The organism is Pseudogemmobacter faecipullorum (assembly GCF_020539525.1).
Lineage (GTDB): Bacteria > Pseudomonadota > Alphaproteobacteria > Rhodobacterales > Rhodobacteraceae > Pseudogemmobacter > Pseudogemmobacter faecipullorum.
Map to the genome: position 1 here is coordinate 95115 of NZ_JACDXX010000007.1, position 17603 is coordinate 112717.

Genomic DNA, 17603 nt, shown 5'->3' on the forward strand with positions numbered 1-17603 from the left:
ATCACACATGGGCATTCAGATCAGAGGAGACGGCTGCGGCGATCTCGCTATCGATCTGCACCATCAGATGGCCTTGCGAGCAGGTCTCAACCCGGGCCCGCACGCCGTAAACCTCGGCCAGCATCACCGGGGTCAGCACCTCGGCGGGCGGGCCGAAAGCATAGAGGCCGCCCTGATGCAGAATGGCGATCCGGTCAGCCCAGCGGGCAGCAAGGGCGAGGTCATGCAGCACGGCAAGCACGACGCGCCCCTCAGCGGCAATGCGGCGCAACTCGCCCAGCAGCCGCACCTGGCGGGCCAGATCCAGCGCCGAGGTCGGCTCATCAAGCAAAAGCAGGCGGGGGTCGCGCACAATGGCCTGGGCGAGGCTGACCATCTGGCGCTGACCACCCGAAAGCTGATCCAGATCGCTCAGCGCCAGCTGTTCAATGCCCAGCCGGGTCAGCACTTCCATGGCGCGCTGCCCGGGGCGTCCGCCCTCGACCGCCTGTCCGGCGCGCAGGGCGGCGATCACCGTTTCCAGCACTGAGAGCGCCGCGCCCGAGGGCAGGGTCTGCGGCATAAAGCCGATCTTTTTTGCCCGGGCCGCGGCGGAGAGCGAGCGCAGATCCTCGCCGTCGAGCCGGATCTCGCCGGTGGCGGGGGCCAGCCGGGCGATGGCGCGCAAAAGCGTCGATTTTCCGGCGGCATTGGGTCCGGCCAGCACCGTGACTTCGCCGGGCCGGATCAGCGGCAGCGACAGATCGCGCAAGACCGGGCGTCTGCCATAGCCGACATTCAGATGGTTCAGGCTCAGGCCGCTCATCCGCGCTTTCTCCCCTTCAGGATCAGCGAGAAGAAGATCGGCAGGCCAATCAGCGAGGTCACCAGACCAACCGGCAGCAAGACGCCCGGCACCACGATTTTCGACAGGGTCGAGGCCAGCGACATGATCACGGCCCCGGTCAGAAGGCTCGCGGGCAGGAAGAAACGGTGATCCTCACCGACCAGCATCCGGGCGATATGTGGGCCAGCAAGGCCGACAAAGCCGATCACGCCGACCATCGACACCGCCCCCGCCGCCAGCAGGCTGACACGCAACAGCGCCCAGCGGCGCAGGCCGGTGACATCAACGCCAAAGCTGCGCGCCTGTTCTTCGCCAAGACGCAAAGCGGTCAGCGCCCAGGCGGCGCGGAGCGCGAAGGGGAAGGTCAGGCTCAGCGCGATGGCCAGCAGCACCACCCCGGTCCAGCTGGCGGCGGAGAGATTGCCCATGGTCCAGAACACCAGTTGCTGCAAAGCATCGGCCGAGGCGATGAACTGCAGCAAAGACAGGAAAGCGGCGGCGGTGAAATTCAGCGCAATACCGAACAGGATCAGCACCTCTGGCCCGCCGCCCCGGATCCGCCCCATCAGCTGCAAAAGGCCAAGGGCCGCGAGGGCGAAGAGAAAGGCATTGGCCGAGACGCTCCAGACTGCGGGCAGGAAGGGCAGGGTCAGACCGAGGACAATCGCGGTGGCGGCGCCAAGCGCGGCTGCGGCCGAGACGCCAAGGGTAAAAGGTTCGGCAAGGGGGTTTTCCAGCACGGTCTGCATCTCGGCCCCGGCCAAAGCCAGAGCGGCGCCGACCAGAAGCGCCAGCAAAGCCACCGGCAGGCGCACCTGCCAGATGATCACCGATGTGCCGCGCGACACCTCGCCGCCGGTCAGGGCTTTCAGCGTTTCCGACAAAGGCAGACCGGCCGGGCCGGTGGTCAGATCCGCCAGCACCGCGATCAGTGCCAGCAGGCCAAGCGCCAGCACCAGCGCCGTACGGCGGCGGTTCTGCTGATGGTAGCGCTCAAGAAGAGAAGGGGCAGTCATAGCAACTCGGGGCTGGGGCTGGCGGCAAGGGGGGCGGCGCGCGAAGCGAAGCAAATCAGGGGGCGGGGATCCACCAGGTGCCGGGGACCGAGACCGGCGAGAAGCGGCTGTCGATCTCGGCCAGGGTGGCGGCGGGATCGAGATCGGCAAAGAGATCGGGGTGGAAGGTCTTGGCCAGATATTCGATCAGGGCGATATGCGAGGGGGTGTCATTGAACAGATGCCAGACGCCACGGGCACGGCCCTCGCTGACCGCGCTCAGCGCCGAGAAGCCGGGGGCCGAGGTCAGCGCGGTGAAACTGGCTTCAGCATCGCTGGCCCCGACGGCGGTGCCGAGCACCAGGCCGCCCCGCGCCGCCATATGCGCGCCGCCGGTGGCAATGTAGAAATCTGGATCCTCGGCGATCAGAAACTCAAGGCTGACAGTGCCGAGCACGCCATCGACGGCACGCGCCCCGATATTCTCGCCGCCCGCGGTGGTGATGAAATCATTGAACACGCCTGCGCCCACGGTCGAGCAGCAATTGGCGGGGGCGGCATGGACATGGAAAAAGACCGATGGCTTTTCCGGCGCCGCCCCGGCGAGGCGGTCGCGGATGCGGTTCAAGCGGCTCTCATAGAATTCGGCGAATGCCTCGGCTCTTTCACTGCCATCGGTCAGGGCACCGAGGATGCGCAGCGAGGGGATCGAGTTCTCCTGGGGATGGGCGAAGAAATCGACATAGGCCACGGCAATACCCGCGCTTTCCAGCTGGCCCCGCGCCGTCTCCATCGCCGGATCACCCTGATCCATCAGCGAGAGCACCACCAGATCGGGATCGAGCGAGATGATGGTCTCGACCGAAATATCGCGATTGCCCGAACCGACCGGGCGGATCGCATCAATCGCGGGGAATTTCGCGCGATAAGCGGCAAGGGTCGGCTCATCGAGCGCCTTATCCAGCCGCCAGCCCGTGACCAGCGCCACGGGGTCGTCATGCATCAGCCCCAGCACCGCCATATGCCGGCCCTCGCCGAGCACGATTTTCTGCGCCGGAGCCGCGAGCACCACCTCACGGCCGAGAATATCGCTCACCCGGATTTCGGCCATCAGGGGGGAGGCGAGGGCGCTGAGCGCGGCGGCAAGCAGCAGGCGGAGCATGAGATGGCACTTTCAGCAGGGGGGCGGCAGAGGGGGAGAGCAGGGGCCGGATGGCAGAAGGGGGCGGTTGCCCCGCCCCCTGAGATATTCAAGCGCCGAGGATCACTGGGCTTTTGGTGCGATTTTCCAGATGCGGTCGCCGCTGTCGTCATCCTCGCCGCGTGATTTGTTCACCGCCCAGACATTGCCCTGACCATCGGCGATCAGCTGGTTCGGATAGCTGCCCAGTTCCAGATTGGCGGTGATCTCACCTTTGGTATTGACCACGGTGATGCTGCCCGCGCCGCGGTTGCCGACAAAGATCTGGCGGCTTTCCGGCTCAAAGGTCACATAAAGCGCGCCTGCGCCGGTATCGACATCCGAGAGCACGGTCCCGTCGGATGCTTTCAGGATCAGCAGGTTATCGGTATCCTGGGCGGTGACGAACAGCAGATCCTCGACCGGATCATAGGCGACACCGGCGGCGGCGATTGCGCCGGGCAAAGCGATATTGCGGCTTTCGCCGGATTTCAGATCGACCACGGCCAGCTCAGAAGTGGCAAGGCTGACCACGAAAAGCTGCGATGAGGCTTCGTCGAGCCAGATGCCCTGGGATCTGAACTCCTCGCCGCGCTTGTCAGATTTCAGCCTGATCGGCTCCAGCTGCTCGAGCGTTTTAGTGTCAAACACCGCAACCTGCGGATAGGTCGCCTCGCTGATATAGGCGCGGCCCTGGCTCTCATCGACCTGAACCGCGAAAGCATGGGGCACGGCGCCCGGCTCGAACTGTCTGATCAGCGACAGGTCGTCCTGGTTATAGACCGCGACGGTGTCCTGGCGGGTATTGGTGACCCAGAGGGTCTTATTGGCTTCATCCGCCCCGATGCCATAAACCGCGAAGACCGGCGGGCGGTCGTCAGCTTCCGCTGCTTTGGCAGCGGGGGCCGCAGCCCCGGGTGCCGGGGCGCGGGCGGGCGGCGGCGGCGCTTCAGCCGGGGTGACCGAGGCCGTGACCTTCAGCGTGGCGGGATCAATGCGGTTCAGGCTCGAGTCCCGGACCGGCGGGCGACCGACAGAGCTGGTGACGAACAGCGCACCGGCATCAGAGCCAAAGGCCAGCTGATAGAGGCCGGGCGTCACCGGGGCGCTGGTGATCTCAAACTGCTCGGCGCCGGAGAAGGGAATATCGGGGGAAATTTTCAGATCAACCACGGTGGCGCTTGCCGGGTTTTCGGTGATGACGAGGATCGGCTGCAAGCCGGTATGGGCCGCTTTGTCGAGGGTCAGCTCGAAGCGGAATTTGCCTTCGTCATTCACCGTCAGCGGGCCACCTTCGGTCAGAACCGTATTGCCGCGCATCAGGGTGATCTTCTGCCCCGGGATCAGCCTTTCACCGGTCACGGCGATTTTGCTGCCGGCGATCACCGCCGCGCCGCGCTCGCTGGCCCCGGCGCGGACCTGGCCCTGGAAGCCGTCACTGCTGGGGGTGAAGATGCTTTCGGCGCGCGCAACCCCTGCGGTCAGGCCGAGGACGAGCAGGCTGACCGATGCGAGGCGAGAGATGCGGCGGCGTGAATGCAACGACATAAGACTATATCTCCTGGTGCAGGGCATCGGACAGATCCTTTGCGCATTTCATGCTGGTCCGGGATATTGGACGGGCTCTGTTGCGCTGGAGGAATATATTCCTGAGAGGGATTGTCAACTAATTCTGACCCCGCTACTCCGGCCTCGTCCTGGCCAGTTGCGACGAAGCGATGCCGGACCGGCCAGGCCAGCGGCAGAACCAGCGGAGCAGGACAGGGGCAGATATGGCAGAACATGGCAAAGTCGGGCCGGAACATGCCCGCAGGACCGCCGAGATGAAACTGCTGAGCGAGGGCGCGGCAAGTCATCACATCTCTGTGCGCCGGGTGGAAACCGGGCCGGGGCACCGGCTGTATCTGGCCGTGCCAAAGGGCGAGGCCCCGGCGGATGGCTGGCCGGTACTCTATCTGCTCGATGGCAATGCCGCCTTTGACTTTCTGACCGCAGAGATGCTGGCAGCCGTGCCGGGGCTGATGCTGGTCGGCGTGGGCTATGACACGGATAAGCAGTTCTCGCGCGAGCGGCGCACCCTTGATTTCACCCCGCCCGAGGGTCCGGGTGATGGCATCCGCCCCGATCACGTCCATGAAGGCCGGATGGCCGGGGGGGCGTTGCAGTTTCTCGACCGGCTGACCGGGCCTTTGCGTATTGCGGCAGAAGAGGGGCTGCGCGTTGATCCGGCGCGGCGCATACTCTGGGGCCATAGTTTCGGCGGGCTGTTCACCCTTTATGCGGCGCTGACCTGGCCGGGGGAATTCGCGCGCTATGCGGTGATCAGCCCCTCGATCTGGTGGGATGAAGCGCTGATCCGCCGCATCGCCGCTGCGGCGCGGCCGCTTGATCCGGCGCCGCCGATGCTGATGGCTCTGGGCGATAAGGAAAAGCGCTCAGGCTCGGATGGCCCGCCGCCCGATGGTCCGGCCCCGGCGACGATGGATTTCATCCAGGGGCTGGCGCAGCATCCGGGCTACCGCGCCCGGATCCATGTGCTCAAAGATCACGTCCATATCCAGACCATAGCCGGATCCCTGCCCCTGGCGCTGGCTTTCGCGGCCGAGGCCTGACCCTTCCAGAAAAGCGCCTCAGATGAGGCGCTTTTTCAGTTCGGGGGCGATCAGGGCCACTGCTTCGGGCGAGATCATCTGCGCATGCAGGAAGGGCAGGTCGATGACCTCGGTCCGGGCCGCGTAATCCTGCCAGAGCGCGGGGGTCAGGCCGCGTCCGGCATGGTCGCGGGCGGCGCGGAAATGGGTGATCAGCCCGCTGTAACGGCGGTGTTCATGGCTGCGCACCAGGCGATTGGTATCGGTGACCAGCCGCACAACGCCGTCGAGCACTTTCTCGGGTAAAGCCCCCAATGCCGTATCGCCTGCGCGCAGGAAGGCCACCACCTTATCACGACTGTCAAGGTCACGATGCGCCTCGGGATCGTAACCGGCAATCGCCAGCAAAGCCCGCAGCGCCGCGACCGGATCGGGTTCCGGCTCATCGCGCCAGACATCGGTCGGATAGCTGTCAAACATCGCCACCAGCCCGGTGTCGCGGCCCATGGCTGTCAGCTCGACCGCGATTTCCTGGGCGAGAATACCGCCGACCGACCAGCCTGCCAGATCAATCCGGCCCCCGGGCTGTTTCGCGGCGATCAGCCCGGCGTAAAGGCGGGCGAGGGCAGCGAGATTCTTGGGCAGGGGCTGCGCCGGATCAAGCCCGGGATGCTGCAGCGCATGAACCGCCCGGCCGGGGCCAAGGGCACGCGCAAGGCTGCGGTATCCCCAGCCGAGCCCGCCTGCCGGATGGATCAGGAACAGCGGCGGATCGCCCTCCTGGCCCGCCAGCCGGATCATCGGGCCAAGCCCGTCATCGCTGACCGCATCGGCCTCGATCCGTGCCGCCAGCAGGTCAAGCACCGGGTTCTCAAAGATCGCGCCAAGGCCGGGATCGCGTCCCGTTTCCTCCTCAATACGCTGGACCAGGCGCACCGCCTGCAGGCTGTCGCCGCCAAGGGCGAAGAAATCCGCCTCGCAGGGGGCGGGGGCATCGAGATGCAGGATCTCGGCATAGAGCCGGGCCAGCAGTTTCTCGGCCCCGGTTGCGGCCTCGCGCCCCGAAGCCGAAAATTCGGGCGCGGGCAGGGCCTTGCGGTCCAGTTTGCCGTTGGAGGTGACAGGCAGGGCCTCAAGCGCGATCTCGGCGGCGGGGACCATGTAAGAGGGCAGGCGTTTCGCCAGATTGGGCTGCAAAAGCCCGGGCTGATAATAGGCCTCGGGCACCAGATAGGCGACGAGGCGCTTTTCCCCGGCCCGGTCCTCCCGCGCCAGAACCACGCATTCGCGCACGAGGCCTGTGGCCATGATCGCGGTCTCGATCTCGCCCAGCTCGATGCGCAGACCGCGGATTTTCACCTGATTGTCCGAGCGGCCCAGATAGACCACCGCCCCGTCAGGGCGCAGCTTTGCCACATCGCCGGTCGCATAGAGCCTGGCGCCGGGGTGATGCGGATCGGCGATGAAACGATCTGCGGTCAGATCGGGGCGGCCAAGATAGCCGCGCGCCAGCTGCACCCCGCCGAGCCAGAGATTGCCGGGCAGGCCGGGCGGCAGTGGCCGCATCCGCTCATCATAGAGATCAAGCCGGGTGTTCCAGACCGGGAAGCCGATCGGCAGCGGGTTCGAGCGGTCCTCGGGCGTCGCGGGCCAGTAGCTGACATCGACCGCCGCCTCGGTCGGGCCGTATAGATTATGCAGCCCGCCGCTGATGCGGCGATGGAAACGCTGGCGCTGATCGGCGGTCAGCTCTTCGCCCGAGCAGAAGGTACGGGCAATCGACAGCCCCTCCGAGGCCGGCGCGGCGAGGAAGGCCGAGAGCATCGAGGGGACGAAATGCAATGTGGTGATCGCGTGATCCCGGATCAGCCGGGCCAGTTCCGAAGGGTCACGATGCGCGCCGGGCGGCGCCATGACCAGCTCGCAGCCAGTGAGGAAGGGCAGGAAAAACTCCCAGACCGAGACGTCAAAAGTGGCCGGGGTTTTCTGCAGGATGCGGTCGGCAGGGCTGAAGCCGTAGAAATCGCGCATCCAGAGCAGCCGGTTAACGATGGCGCGCTGCTCGACCACCACGCCTTTCGGCTCGCCGGTTGAGCCGGAGGTATAGATCACATAGGCCATATTGCCGGGCGCGGGCGGCGCGGGCAGCGGCGCGCTGGGCTTTTGCGGCCAGGCCCCGGGCAGCAGCACCGGCGCTTCGGCAGGCAGCTTCGCCGCGATTTCGGCCGAAGTCAGCACGATGACCGGCTTTGCCAGGCTCAGGATCCGGGCCAGACGGTCAGAAGGGTGATCGGGATCGAGCGGCAGATAGGCCGCCCCCGCCCGCATCGTGGCGATCAGCGCGATGGGCAGGTCAAGAGAACGCTCGAGCGCCACGGCGACCAGCGTCTCTGGCCCTGCGCCTTTTTCCGCCAGCAAAGCGGCGAGGGCGGCGGTGCGGGCGTCGAGCCCGGCATAGCTCAGGGTTTCATCGCCATAGCTCAGCGCCGGAGCATCGGGCTGCTGGGCCATTTTCGCCGTGATCAGATCGACCAGCGTGACATCGGGCAGGGCTTTGAAAGTGGCTGCAGCGCGGGCCTCATGCGCGGCAATCTCGGCCGGGCTGGCCACCGGCACCGGGGCGAGGCTTTCGGCGGTCAGCACTGCGTTCAGGAAGGCCTCAAGCCGCGCGGCATGAGCACCGGTTTCTTCGGCTGAGTACAGATTGGGGTTGCTGTCGGTTTCAAACAGCATGCCCGAGGCGGGATCGCCGCGGAAGGTGAAGGTCAGATCCTCAACCGCGCCCGCGCCGAGAATATGCAGCCCGACCTCAAGCCCGGGAAAGACCGGAGGTTTGTCAAAGGGCTGGACATTGATCAGCGGGCCGTAAAGGCGGCGGGTGCCGCCGATCAGCCCAAGGTCACGCCGTAGCTGCTCGGAGCGGTAAAGCCCGTGTTTGCGCGCCTCGCGCATCCGGCTTACCTCATCTTTCAGCCAGTCGCCGAGGGGCCGGTCCTCCTCAGGCGCGATGCGATGCGGCAGGACGTTCATTGCCATACAGGGCAGGCGGGCGATTTTGCGCCCCATCCGCGCCATGAAAGGCATGCCGATCACCGTCTCGCCCGAGGCTGACCAGCGCGCCAGATAGGCGCCGCTCAGCGCGGTCAGCACATCGGGCCAGCCAAGCCTGTGTCCGGCGGAAAATGCCTCGAGCCGGGCGGTCAGATCCGGGCTCAGCCAGCGGCTTTCGCGGTGAAAGGCATGGGCCGGGACGGCGCGCTCTCCGGCGAGAGTGCCGGGGCTGGTGATCTCGGGCAGGCGCTCCATCGCGGCGCGCCACCAGGCGGCATCGCTGAGGCGGCGTTCCGAGCTGCGGTAGAGCCGATCCTCATCATCGGCGCGCGACAGCGGCGGAAAGGCCAGCGGCGCGGCTCCCTCTCCGGTCAGATGGCCGTAATGCTCGCCGATCCGGTTCGAGATCAGCACCATGCCATAGCCATCAATCGCCAGATGGTGAATGCGCTCATAAAGCAGGGCGCTTTCGGGGCTGAGGCGGTAGAGGGTGAAGGCGGCGAGCGGTTCGCGCGCCAGATCAGCCGGGCGGGCAGTATCGGCCTGCATCTGCGCCAGCGCCTCGGCCCTGGCCTCAGCCGGTTGCATATGGCTGAGATTGACCTCGGTCAGCGACAGGCTGTCCCCGGTCAGCCATTGCCCGGGGCCGGCCGGAGTATTGCGAAAGCGCAGCTGCAATGCCTCGCTCTCGGCAATGGTCCGCGCCACCGCCTCGCGCAGCGCGGCCAGATCCACCGGCCCGCTCAGCGCCAGATATTGCCCGGTGTTCAGGATCGGGTTTTGCGGATCCAGGGCCTGAAAATACCACAGCCCCTCCTGGGCCTCGGTCAGGGGCCGCAGCCCGGGCATCCCGGCACTCATCTCAGCGCGCAGCCTGCTGACGCGAGATTTCGGCCCACCATTCGCCAAGCGTGGCGCTTTCAGCAAAGACCGAGAAGTCGATCTTCAGCCCGGCCTGTTCCCAGGCGGTGACCAGCTGCATCAGCCGCAGGCTGTCGAGACCGAGATCGGGCAGGTGATCGTCATTGCCGATCTCCTGCGGTTCCAGATCGGTCAGCCGGGCAATATCAGCGCGCATCGCTTCAAGGGTGAGGGTCATGACTTCTGGTCTTCTTTCAGGAAGCTGGCGCGCAGATCGGCGCGCAGCTTGTTGCGGCTGATTTTCCCGACGGCGGTGGTGGCGAATTCCGTCACAAAAACCACCTGATCGGGGACTTTGAATTCGGCAACCTGGCGGCTGCGCATGAAGGCTTTGATCGCGGCGGCGCGCGGCGCCTCGGCGCCCTGTTTCAGCACGATAAAGGCGCAGATCCGCTCACCGAGGAAAGCATCGGGGATCGAGACCACGGCGGCGTCAAACACCGCCGCATGGGCGAGGAGATGATCCTCAACCTCTTCGGCCGAGATCTTTTCGCCGGCGCGGTTGATATGATCACCGGCGCGGCCCTGGACCACCAGATAGCCGCCGGGCAGGCGTTTCACGATATCGCCCGAACGGTAATAGCCGCCTTCCGAGAAGCTGCGCTGATTGGCGGCAGGCTCATTGTGATAGCCGCGGATCGTATAGGGGCCACGGGTGTGCAGATGGCCGGGCTCGCCCTCGGGCACCGGATTGCCCTCGTCATCAAGCACCAGCACCTCATCATCAGGGCTGATCGGGCGGCCCTGGGTGTTGATGATAATTTCTTCGGGATCATCAAGCCGGGTGTAATTCACCAGGCCCTCGGCCATGCCAAAGACCTGCTGCAGGGTGCAGTTCAGGGTCGGGCGCACCCGGGCGGCGGCTTCGGGAATGAATTTCGCCCCGCCAACCTGCAGCACCTCAAGGCTTGAGAGGTCATGCGTGGTCGTGGGGGCAGCCTGCATCCACAGCAGCGCCAGGGGCGGCACGAGGCCGGTGATGGTCACCTTCTCCGCCTCGATCAGCGCGAAAGCGGTGGCAGGCGCCGGGTTCGGGCTGAGCACAACCCGGGCGCCAGCGGCCAGGGTGCCAAAGACCCCGGGCGAAGACATTGGGAAATTATGCGCGACGGGCAGGGCGCAGAGATAGACGCTCCCGGGCGTCAGGCCCGAGATCCTCGCACTTTCGATGAAGGAATAAAGGTAATCATCATGGGTGCGCGGGATCAGTTTCGACAGCCCCGTCGTGCCGCCCGAGATTTGCAGGAAGGCCACGGCCGAGGGATCGACCTGCGGCAAAGGCGTGGCCGAGCGTGTCAGGGCGGAGAAGGGGATCTGGCCGGCACCGGCCTCGCCGATCACCACCAGATGCCGGACCTCGGGCACCGCTTCACGGATCTCACACGCCAGCGGGCGATAGTCGAAAGCGTCGAGCCGGTCGGCCTGGATCAGCGCTTTCGCTCCCGAGCGCCTGGCGAAATGCACCAGTTCGGTGCGGCGATGCGCGGGCAGGGCATAGACCGGCACAAGGCCGGCAAGGAACAGGCCAAAGACCGCAGGAAAAAATTCGGCAATATTCGGGATCTGCACCAAAACCCGGTCGCCGGGCTGCAGGCCCAGATCCAGCCAGCCGCAGGCGGCGGCTTCGGCCTGATCGAGCAGATCCTGATAGCTCAGCCGGGTTGTGCCGCCGACCACGGCGATGCGCGTGCCATGTTCCGCCGCGAGGCGGCGCAGCAGATCGCCAAAGCTCTCGCCACGCCAGTAGCCGCGCTCGCGGTAGCGAAGGGCGAGGTCTGAGGGCCAGATCTGTGCCGGCGGTGCAGAATGCAGCGGGTCGGTCATTTCCGGAGCAAGGGGGCTGGGGCTGTGGGCCTGTGGAGCGGCCATGACGCACCTTGGAGCAGTTTCAGAAAATCGCAAAGCGCCGGAACAGACGCCTGTTTCTGTCGGGATATCTTTGCCTGGAGAAATAGTCAACTTTGCCAGAGCCTGCATTCTCAGGTTGGCAGGGACGCGATTTCAGACAAAATACCAGACATATCCCGCCCCGCCGTTCCGGGGGGTGCAAGACAAGGTAATTCTATGCCCCGATCCAGCCTTCCGCTGCGCGATACGCCGCAGGTTTATGGTCGCGTCACCCGCGCGCTGCACTGGTCCATCGCTCTGCTCCTGCTCTGGCAATATATGACAATGGCCCTGAAACTCGGTTTCGGCTGGAGCCCGCGCGACAGCGCGGTGGTCGGATCGCATAGCATGATCGGCACGCTGGCTTTCGTGCTGATCGTGATCCGCCTCATCTGGGCGGTGATGAATGCCGCTCACCGCCCGGCGCATGGCGGGGGCCTTATCGGCATTGCTGCCAAAGCCGGACATGGCCTGCTCTATCTTGCCATGCTGATCGTGCCTCTGGCCGCTTTGCTGCGCGCTTTCGGCTCGGGCCGTGGCTTTGCGCCTTTCGGTTTTACGCTGTTTCCGACCCGCGAGGCGCCGATTGAGTGGATGGTGAATTTTGCCAATGCCATCCATGGCGAGCTGGGCTGGGTGATGGGCGTGCTGATCCTTGGCCATGTGGGGATGGTGGGCCTGCATGAGGCAATGTGGAAAGACGGCACGCTGGCGAAAATGGCCGGGCGCAAAGCCCTGCGCTGAGCGCGCGAGCGCGTCCCCCGGTTTTTTGTTCAGGCGCTTGCCCCGGCGATCAATCCGGGGCAGGCATGACAGATGCGCATTCTTGCTGTCACATCGGTCAAAGATGAAGCGCCATTCCTGCTGGAATGGCTGGCCTGGCATCAGCTGATCGGGGTGACGGATTTCTGGATCGCCTCGAATGATTGCGAGGATGGCACCGACCGGCTGCTTGATCTGCTGATGCAGCATGGTCTGCTGCATCACCATCCACAGCGCCCGGACCGGACAAAAAGCATCCAGTGGCAGGCGCTCAAAGCCGCCTGGGTGCATCCTTTGCGCCAGAGCGCTGACTGGATGCTGATCTCGGATGTCGATGAGTTTCCGATGATCCATTGCGGCAGCCACCGGCTCGGCGATCTGATCGCCGCCTTGCCGGCGGAGGCCGAGGCCGTCGCGCTCGCCTGGCGGCTGTTCGGCGCCAATGGTCAGAGCGGCCTGCGTGATCTGCCGGTGACCGGGCAGTTCACCCGCTCGGCCCCGCCCGATATGGTCTATCCGGTCGCGGCGACGTTTTTCAAAAGCCTGTTCCGCCCGGCCGCCTTCCACCGCCCCGGCGTGCACCGGCCTTTGCGGGGGCCGGGCCAGGGGCCTGCGCGCTGGTCTGACGGATCGGGGCGGGCGATGACCGGGGTGCTGGCCGAAGATAAACGGCTTTCGCTGCTGGGGCTTGAGGGGCATCGCAGCCTCGCCGAGATGCATCACTATTCGCTGCGTTCGGTGGAAAGCTTTGTGGTCAAATCGGCGCGCGGCCTGCCCAATCGCGCCAGCAAGCCGATTGATCTGCACTATTGGGTCGGGCGCAATTTCAACAATCAGCTGAATGAGGCGGCGCTGGTGCTGGCCGGGCCACTGGCTGAGGGCATCGCCCGGCTAAAGGCGCTGCCCGGAGTGGCTGAGGCGCATGAGGCAGCCCTGGCCTCGCACCGCGCCAGCTTTGCGCGGCTGGTGCAAAGCCCCGGGGGCTATCAGCTCTGGAGCTCCTGCCTGCAGGCGGCGGGGAGCGCGGCATTGCCGCCGCGACTCACCCGCGAAGTCTATGAGCGGTTTCAACGGGTTGAACGGTCGCAGCCCGAGGGTTGAGCCGCAGGCGGAAAAGCGCCACAGGCTTTGCACGGCCCAGGCCCGGCGGCTGTCCGGGCGGTTGCTTCGGCCTTCAAACACAGGCGAAATGCCACAGAACCGGGCCCTGCCACGCGGATCGGTGTTTATGCTGGCCTCGCAGCCGCTTTCTGGTTACAGTTTTTTCAATGGACCCGGGGATCACATCCGGGCCTGAGGCAGCATATCCGAGGCAGTATCCCCATGACTGAGATGGTCTATGGTTCCGCACCTGTTGCAGCACGCGAGCCGGTTCTGCCGCGCTGGTGGCGAACGGTAGACCGCTGGACGCTGACATCGATCATGATGCTGTTCGGGATCGGCCTTCTGCTCGGGCTTGCCGCCTCGGTGCCGCTGGCCAGCCGCAATGACCTGCCCGATTTCTATTATGTGCAGCGCCAGGCGGTGTTTGGCATTCTGGGCCTTCTCGTGATGTTTGGCCTGTCGATGGCCCCGCCTGGCCTGGTTCGTCGTCTCGGGATCATCGGATTTTTGCTGGCGCTGATCCTGGTCATGGCGCTGCCGGTCATTGGTCAGGATCATGGTAAAGGCGCCACGCGCTGGCTGTCGCTGGCCGGGATCTCGCTGCAGCCCTCGGAATTTCTGAAACCCGGCTTCGTGATTATCACTGCCTGGCTGATGGCTGCTGCGCAGAATGTCGGTGGCCCGCCCGGCAAGCTGATCTCGGTGCTGTTGCTGATGATCGTGGTTGGATTCCTTGCCATGCAGCCCGACTTTGGCCAGTCGGCGCTGATCGTTTTCTCCTGGGGCGTGATATATTTCGTCGCCGGAGCGCCGATGCTGCTGATCGGCTCGGTCGCAGGCATTGTCGCTTTCGGCGGCTTTATCGCCTATGGCTCATCCGAGCATTTTGCCCGCCGGATTGACGGTTTCCTCTCTCCCGATGTCGATCCGCGTACCCAGCTCGGCTATGCGGCGAATGCGATCCAGGAGGGCGGTTTCTTTGGCGTGGGCGTGGGCGAGGGCCAGGTGAAATGGTCGCTGCCCGACGCGCATACCGATTTCATCATTGCGGTCGCGGCAGAGGAATACGGGCTGATCCTCGTGCTCGTCATCCTGGCTTTGTTCGGCATTGTCGTGGTGCGCTCTCTGATGCGCCTGACTGCCGAGCGCGATACCTTTACCCGCCTTGCAGGATCGGGCCTTGCCTGCATCCTCGGGGTTCAGGCGATGATCAATATGGGTGTGGCGGTGCGGCTGCTGCCCGCCAAGGGCATGACGCTGCCCTTCGTTTCCTATGGTGGCTCGTCGATCATTGCCGCCGGGATCACGGTCGGCATGTTGCTGGCGCTGACCCGGACCCGTCCGCGTGACCGGATGGCTGAGCTGTTTGGCCGGAGGCGCTGATGGCGGATTCGGGCAATAAAAAGCAACCGCTGCTGCTGATTGCAGCGGGCGGAACCGGTGGGCATATGTTCCCGGCCCAGGCTCTGGCCGAGGCGATGCTGGCGCGGGGCTGGCGGGTGATCCTGTCGACCGATGAACGCGGCGCACGCTATACCGGCGGCTTCCCGCATACAGTCAGGGTTGAGAAAGTGGCTTCGGCCACCTTCGCCCGTGGCGGGATGGCGGCAAAGCTGCTGGCGCCGCTGCGCATCGGCAGCGGTATCCTTTCGGCCTTTTTCGCCATGCTGCGCGACCGTCCGGCTGTGGTGGTGGGTTTTGGCGGCTATCCCTCGATCCCGGCCCTGTCGGCGGCGACGCTGCTGCGGCTGCCGCGGATGATCCATGAGCAGAATGGTGTGCTGGGCAAGGTGAATACCCTGTTCGCCCGGCGGGTTGACCGTATGGCCTGCGGCACCTGGCCTGCGGCTTTGCCCGAAGGGGTCGAGGGCATTGCCACCGGCAATCCGGTGCGTGGCGCGGTTCTGGCGCGCGCGGGCGCCCCCTATATTCCGCCCGGAGATTATCCGATGTCTGTCCTGGTGATCGGCGGCAGCCAGGGCGCGCGTATCCTCTCCGAAGTGGTGCCGGCCGCGATGGCTTTGCTTCCCGAGGCGGTGAAGAACAACCTGCGCGTGGCCCATCAGGCCCGCGATGAAGATGCCGAACGTGCCCGCGCCGCCTATGCCGGGGCCGGGATCCGCGCCGAGATTGAGCCCTTCTTCATGGATGTGCCGCGCCGCCTTTCCGAGGCGCAGCTGGTGATCTCGCGTTCGGGCGCCAGCTCGGTTGCGGATATCTCGGTGATCGGCCGCCCCGCGATCCTGATCCCCTTCGCGGCCGCGACCGGCGATCACCAGACCGCCAATGCCCGGGGCCTGGTTGAGGCCGGCGGGGCGGTGATGATCCCGGAAAAGTTGCTTGACGCCGGGGCGCTGGCCCTGCAGATGGCTGCGGTCCTCGGCAATCCTGCTGCGGCGCGACAGATGTCCGCCAGTGCCCTGGGCGTCAGCAAACCCGATGCTACTGAAAACCTGGTCGCGCTTGTCGAGGACCTGGCTGGAGAGATTAAATGAGTGCCGCTACCAAACTGCCGCTTGAACTTGGCCCGATCCATTTCGTGGGCATTGGCGGCATTGGTATGTCGGGCATTGCCGAAGTGCTGCTGACGCTGGGTTATCAGGTCCAGGGCTCGGATGCCAAAGCCTCAAAAATCACCGACCGCCTGGCCTCTCTGGGCGCGCAGATTTTCATCGGCCAGAGTGCGCAGAACCTGGGCGAGGCGGCAGTTGTCGTGATCTCCTCAGCGATCCGCAAAGAGAATCCTGAGCTGCAGGAGGCGCGTCAGCGCAAACTGCCGGTGGTGCGCCGGGCCGAGATGCTGGCCGAGCTGATGCGCCTGCGCTCTAATATCGCGGTTGCGGGCACGCATGGCAAAACCACCACCACGACCATGGTGGCGACGCTGCTCGACAAGGGGGGCTTTGACCCGACCGTGATCAATGGCGGCGTGATCCATGCCTATGGCTCAAACGCGCGGGCGGGCGAGGGTGAATGGATGGTGGTTGAGGCCGATGAATCCGACGGCACTTTCAACCGCCTGCCGGCGACGATTGCCATCGTCACCAATATCGACCCCGAGCATATGGAGCACTGGGGCACGATTGAGAACCTGCGCAAAGGCTTTCTCGATTTCGTCTCCAATATCCCGTTCTACGGTGTGGCGGTCTGCTGCATCGACCATCCCGAAGTGCAGGCCCTTGTCGGCAAGGTCACCGACCGCCAGGTGGTCACCTTTGGCTTCAGCGCCCAGGCCGATGTGCGAGCTTTGAACCTCAGGTTCGAAAATGGAAGATCTGTCTTCGATATCCAGCTTCAGAACGAAGAAGAAGGTTCGATTATTGAAGGCTGCGAATTGCCCATGCCGGGCAATCACAATGTGTCAAACGCGCTTTCCGCTGTGGCCGTCGCCCGTCATCTGGGCATGAAGAAAGAAGAGATCCGCGCCGCCCTGGCCGGTTTCGCCGGGGTCAACCGCCGCTTCACCCGGGTGGGCGAAGTGAATGGCGTGCCGATCATTGATGATTATGGCCATCATCCGGTCGAGATTGCCGCGGTGCTGAAAGCGGCGCGTCAGGCGGTCAGCGCCAATCCGGGCGCAAGGGTGATCGCGGTGCATCAGCCGCATCGCTATTCGCGCCTGTCGAACCTGTTTGAGGATTTCTGCACCTGCTTTAACGAGGCGGATGTGGTGGCGATTGCCGAGGTCTATGCCGCAGGCGAGGAGCCGGTCCCCGGTGCCAGCCGCGATGATCTGGTGGCCGGGCTGATCGCCCATGGCCATCGTCATGCCCGCGCGATCTTTGATGAGGCCGATCTCGGGCGGCTGTTCCGCGAACAGGCCCGTCCGGGCGATATTTTTGTCTGCCTCGGTGCCGGTACGATCTCAGCCTGGGCGAATAATCTGCCGGCAAAACTCGCCGATCTGCCGGGCTGAGCGGTGCCTTTGCCGCTCATCTGCCTCGGACTGCTGGTGGTGGCCGCTCTGGCGGCGCTGGTCACCCGGGCCTGGATGCGCCGGGGCTGGCATCTTGCCCTGACCGGGGCCGGGCTGGCGCTGGTCGGGCTGGTGGCGGTGCTATGGTATCTGGCGGGCACCGCCAGCGGCCATTATCTCGCCGGGCTTGAACAGGCCTTGCTGGCGATTGCCATTGTCATCGGGCCGCTTGCCGGGATTGTGATCGGCCTGGTGCTGAGCCGCTCATGGAAACTGGGGCTGGGGCTTGGGCTGATTTATGCTGCCGGGGTGATTGTGCTCTGTGTGAACCTGCTGTGAGGCGTGCGAGATGATCCCGCTTTCCGCCTTC

14 protein-coding genes are annotated in these 17603 nt (G+C 65.1%); 7 read left to right on the forward strand and 7 right to left on the reverse strand.

The window, feature by feature from the left end; all coding sequences use genetic code 11:
* Position 1 precedes the first annotated feature (1 nt).
* The 4 genes from H0485_RS09245 to H0485_RS09260 all read right to left on the reverse strand — a co-directional run bounded on the left by H0485_RS09245 (position 2) and on the right by H0485_RS09260 (position 4549).
* Positions 2 to 805, reverse strand: a complete 804-nt coding sequence (locus H0485_RS09245; RefSeq protein ID WP_226935087.1) for an ABC transporter ATP-binding protein — start codon at positions 803 to 805, stop codon at positions 2 to 4.
* Positions 802 to 1842, reverse strand: coding sequence for a FecCD family ABC transporter permease (locus H0485_RS09250; protein ID WP_226935088.1), 1041 nt, complete (start codon positions 1840 to 1842; stop codon positions 802 to 804). The genes H0485_RS09245 and H0485_RS09250 overlap by 4 nt, the downstream gene beginning before the upstream one ends.
* A gap of 55 nt (positions 1843 to 1897) precedes the next feature.
* Complete coding sequence (locus tag H0485_RS09255; protein WP_226935089.1) at positions 1898 to 2983, reverse strand: ABC transporter substrate-binding protein; 1086 nt, start codon at positions 2981 to 2983, stop codon at positions 1898 to 1900.
* A 102-nt stretch (positions 2984 to 3085) separates the two neighbouring features.
* On the reverse strand, positions 3086 to 4549 hold the full coding sequence (locus H0485_RS09260) for a YncE family protein (protein ID WP_226935090.1): 1464 nt from the start codon (positions 4547 to 4549) through the stop codon (positions 3086 to 3088).
* A 224-nt stretch (positions 4550 to 4773) separates the two neighbouring features.
* Here H0485_RS09260 and H0485_RS09265 point away from each other — a divergent pair, with 224 nt between their 5' ends.
* Entirely contained in the window at positions 4774 to 5613 is an 840-nt protein-coding gene (locus H0485_RS09265; protein ID WP_226935091.1) for an alpha/beta hydrolase, read from the forward strand.
* 18 nt (positions 5614 to 5631) lie between these two features.
* Here the strand turns inward: H0485_RS09265 and H0485_RS09270 are convergent, their stop codons facing one another.
* From H0485_RS09270 to H0485_RS09280, 3 genes are read right to left on the reverse strand one after another with little or no spacing between them, the layout of a single operon-like run.
* Positions 5632 to 9492, reverse strand: a complete 3861-nt coding sequence (locus tag H0485_RS09270; RefSeq protein ID WP_226935092.1) for a non-ribosomal peptide synthetase — start codon at positions 9490 to 9492, stop codon at positions 5632 to 5634.
* A 13-nt stretch (positions 9493 to 9505) separates the two neighbouring features.
* A complete protein-coding gene (locus H0485_RS09275) occupies positions 9506 to 9742 on the reverse strand; it encodes a phosphopantetheine-binding protein (protein WP_226935093.1) in 237 nt (78 codons plus the stop codon).
* Positions 9739 to 11388: a (2,3-dihydroxybenzoyl)adenylate synthase gene (locus H0485_RS09280; RefSeq protein WP_226935094.1), complete on the reverse strand. Its 1650-nt coding sequence runs from the start codon at positions 11386 to 11388 to the stop codon at positions 9739 to 9741. The genes H0485_RS09275 and H0485_RS09280 overlap by 4 nt, the downstream gene beginning before the upstream one ends.
* Positions 11389 to 11628: 240 nt before the next feature.
* On the opposite strand from H0485_RS09280, the gene H0485_RS09285 reads away from it, so the two are divergent.
* The 6 genes from H0485_RS09285 to H0485_RS09310 all read left to right on the forward strand — a co-directional run bounded on the left by H0485_RS09285 (position 11629) and on the right by H0485_RS09310 (position 17572).
* Positions 11629 to 12195, forward strand: a complete 567-nt coding sequence (locus tag H0485_RS09285) for a cytochrome b (RefSeq protein WP_226935095.1) — start codon at positions 11629 to 11631, stop codon at positions 12193 to 12195.
* Positions 12196 to 12267: 72 nt separating this feature from the next.
* Positions 12268 to 13314 carry a glycosyltransferase family 2 protein gene (locus H0485_RS09290; protein ID WP_226935096.1) on the forward strand — a complete coding sequence of 349 codons (1047 nt, stop codon included), beginning with the start codon at positions 12268 to 12270 and terminating at the stop codon, positions 13312 to 13314.
* Positions 13315 to 13536: 222 nt separating this feature from the next.
* A complete protein-coding gene (locus H0485_RS09295; RefSeq protein ID WP_226935097.1) occupies positions 13537 to 14700 on the forward strand; it encodes a peptidoglycan glycosyltransferase FtsW in 1164 nt (387 codons plus the stop codon).
* A complete protein-coding gene (locus tag H0485_RS09300; protein WP_226935098.1) occupies positions 14700 to 15812 on the forward strand; it encodes a UDP-N-acetylglucosamine--N-acetylmuramyl-(pentapeptide) pyrophosphoryl-undecaprenol N-acetylglucosamine transferase in 1113 nt (370 codons plus the stop codon). Before H0485_RS09295 ends, H0485_RS09300 begins: the two co-directional genes overlap by 1 nt.
* Positions 15809 to 17233, forward strand: a complete 1425-nt coding sequence (gene murC, locus H0485_RS09305) for a UDP-N-acetylmuramate--L-alanine ligase (RefSeq protein ID WP_226935099.1) — start codon at positions 15809 to 15811, stop codon at positions 17231 to 17233. The genes H0485_RS09300 and murC overlap by 4 nt, the downstream gene beginning before the upstream one ends.
* 9 nt (positions 17234 to 17242) lie before the next feature.
* The gene (locus H0485_RS09310) at positions 17243 to 17572 is read left to right on the forward strand and encodes a hypothetical protein (RefSeq protein WP_226935100.1); all 330 of its coding nucleotides are present in this window, start codon (positions 17243 to 17245) and stop codon (positions 17570 to 17572) included.
* Positions 17573 to 17603 lie beyond the last annotated feature (31 nt).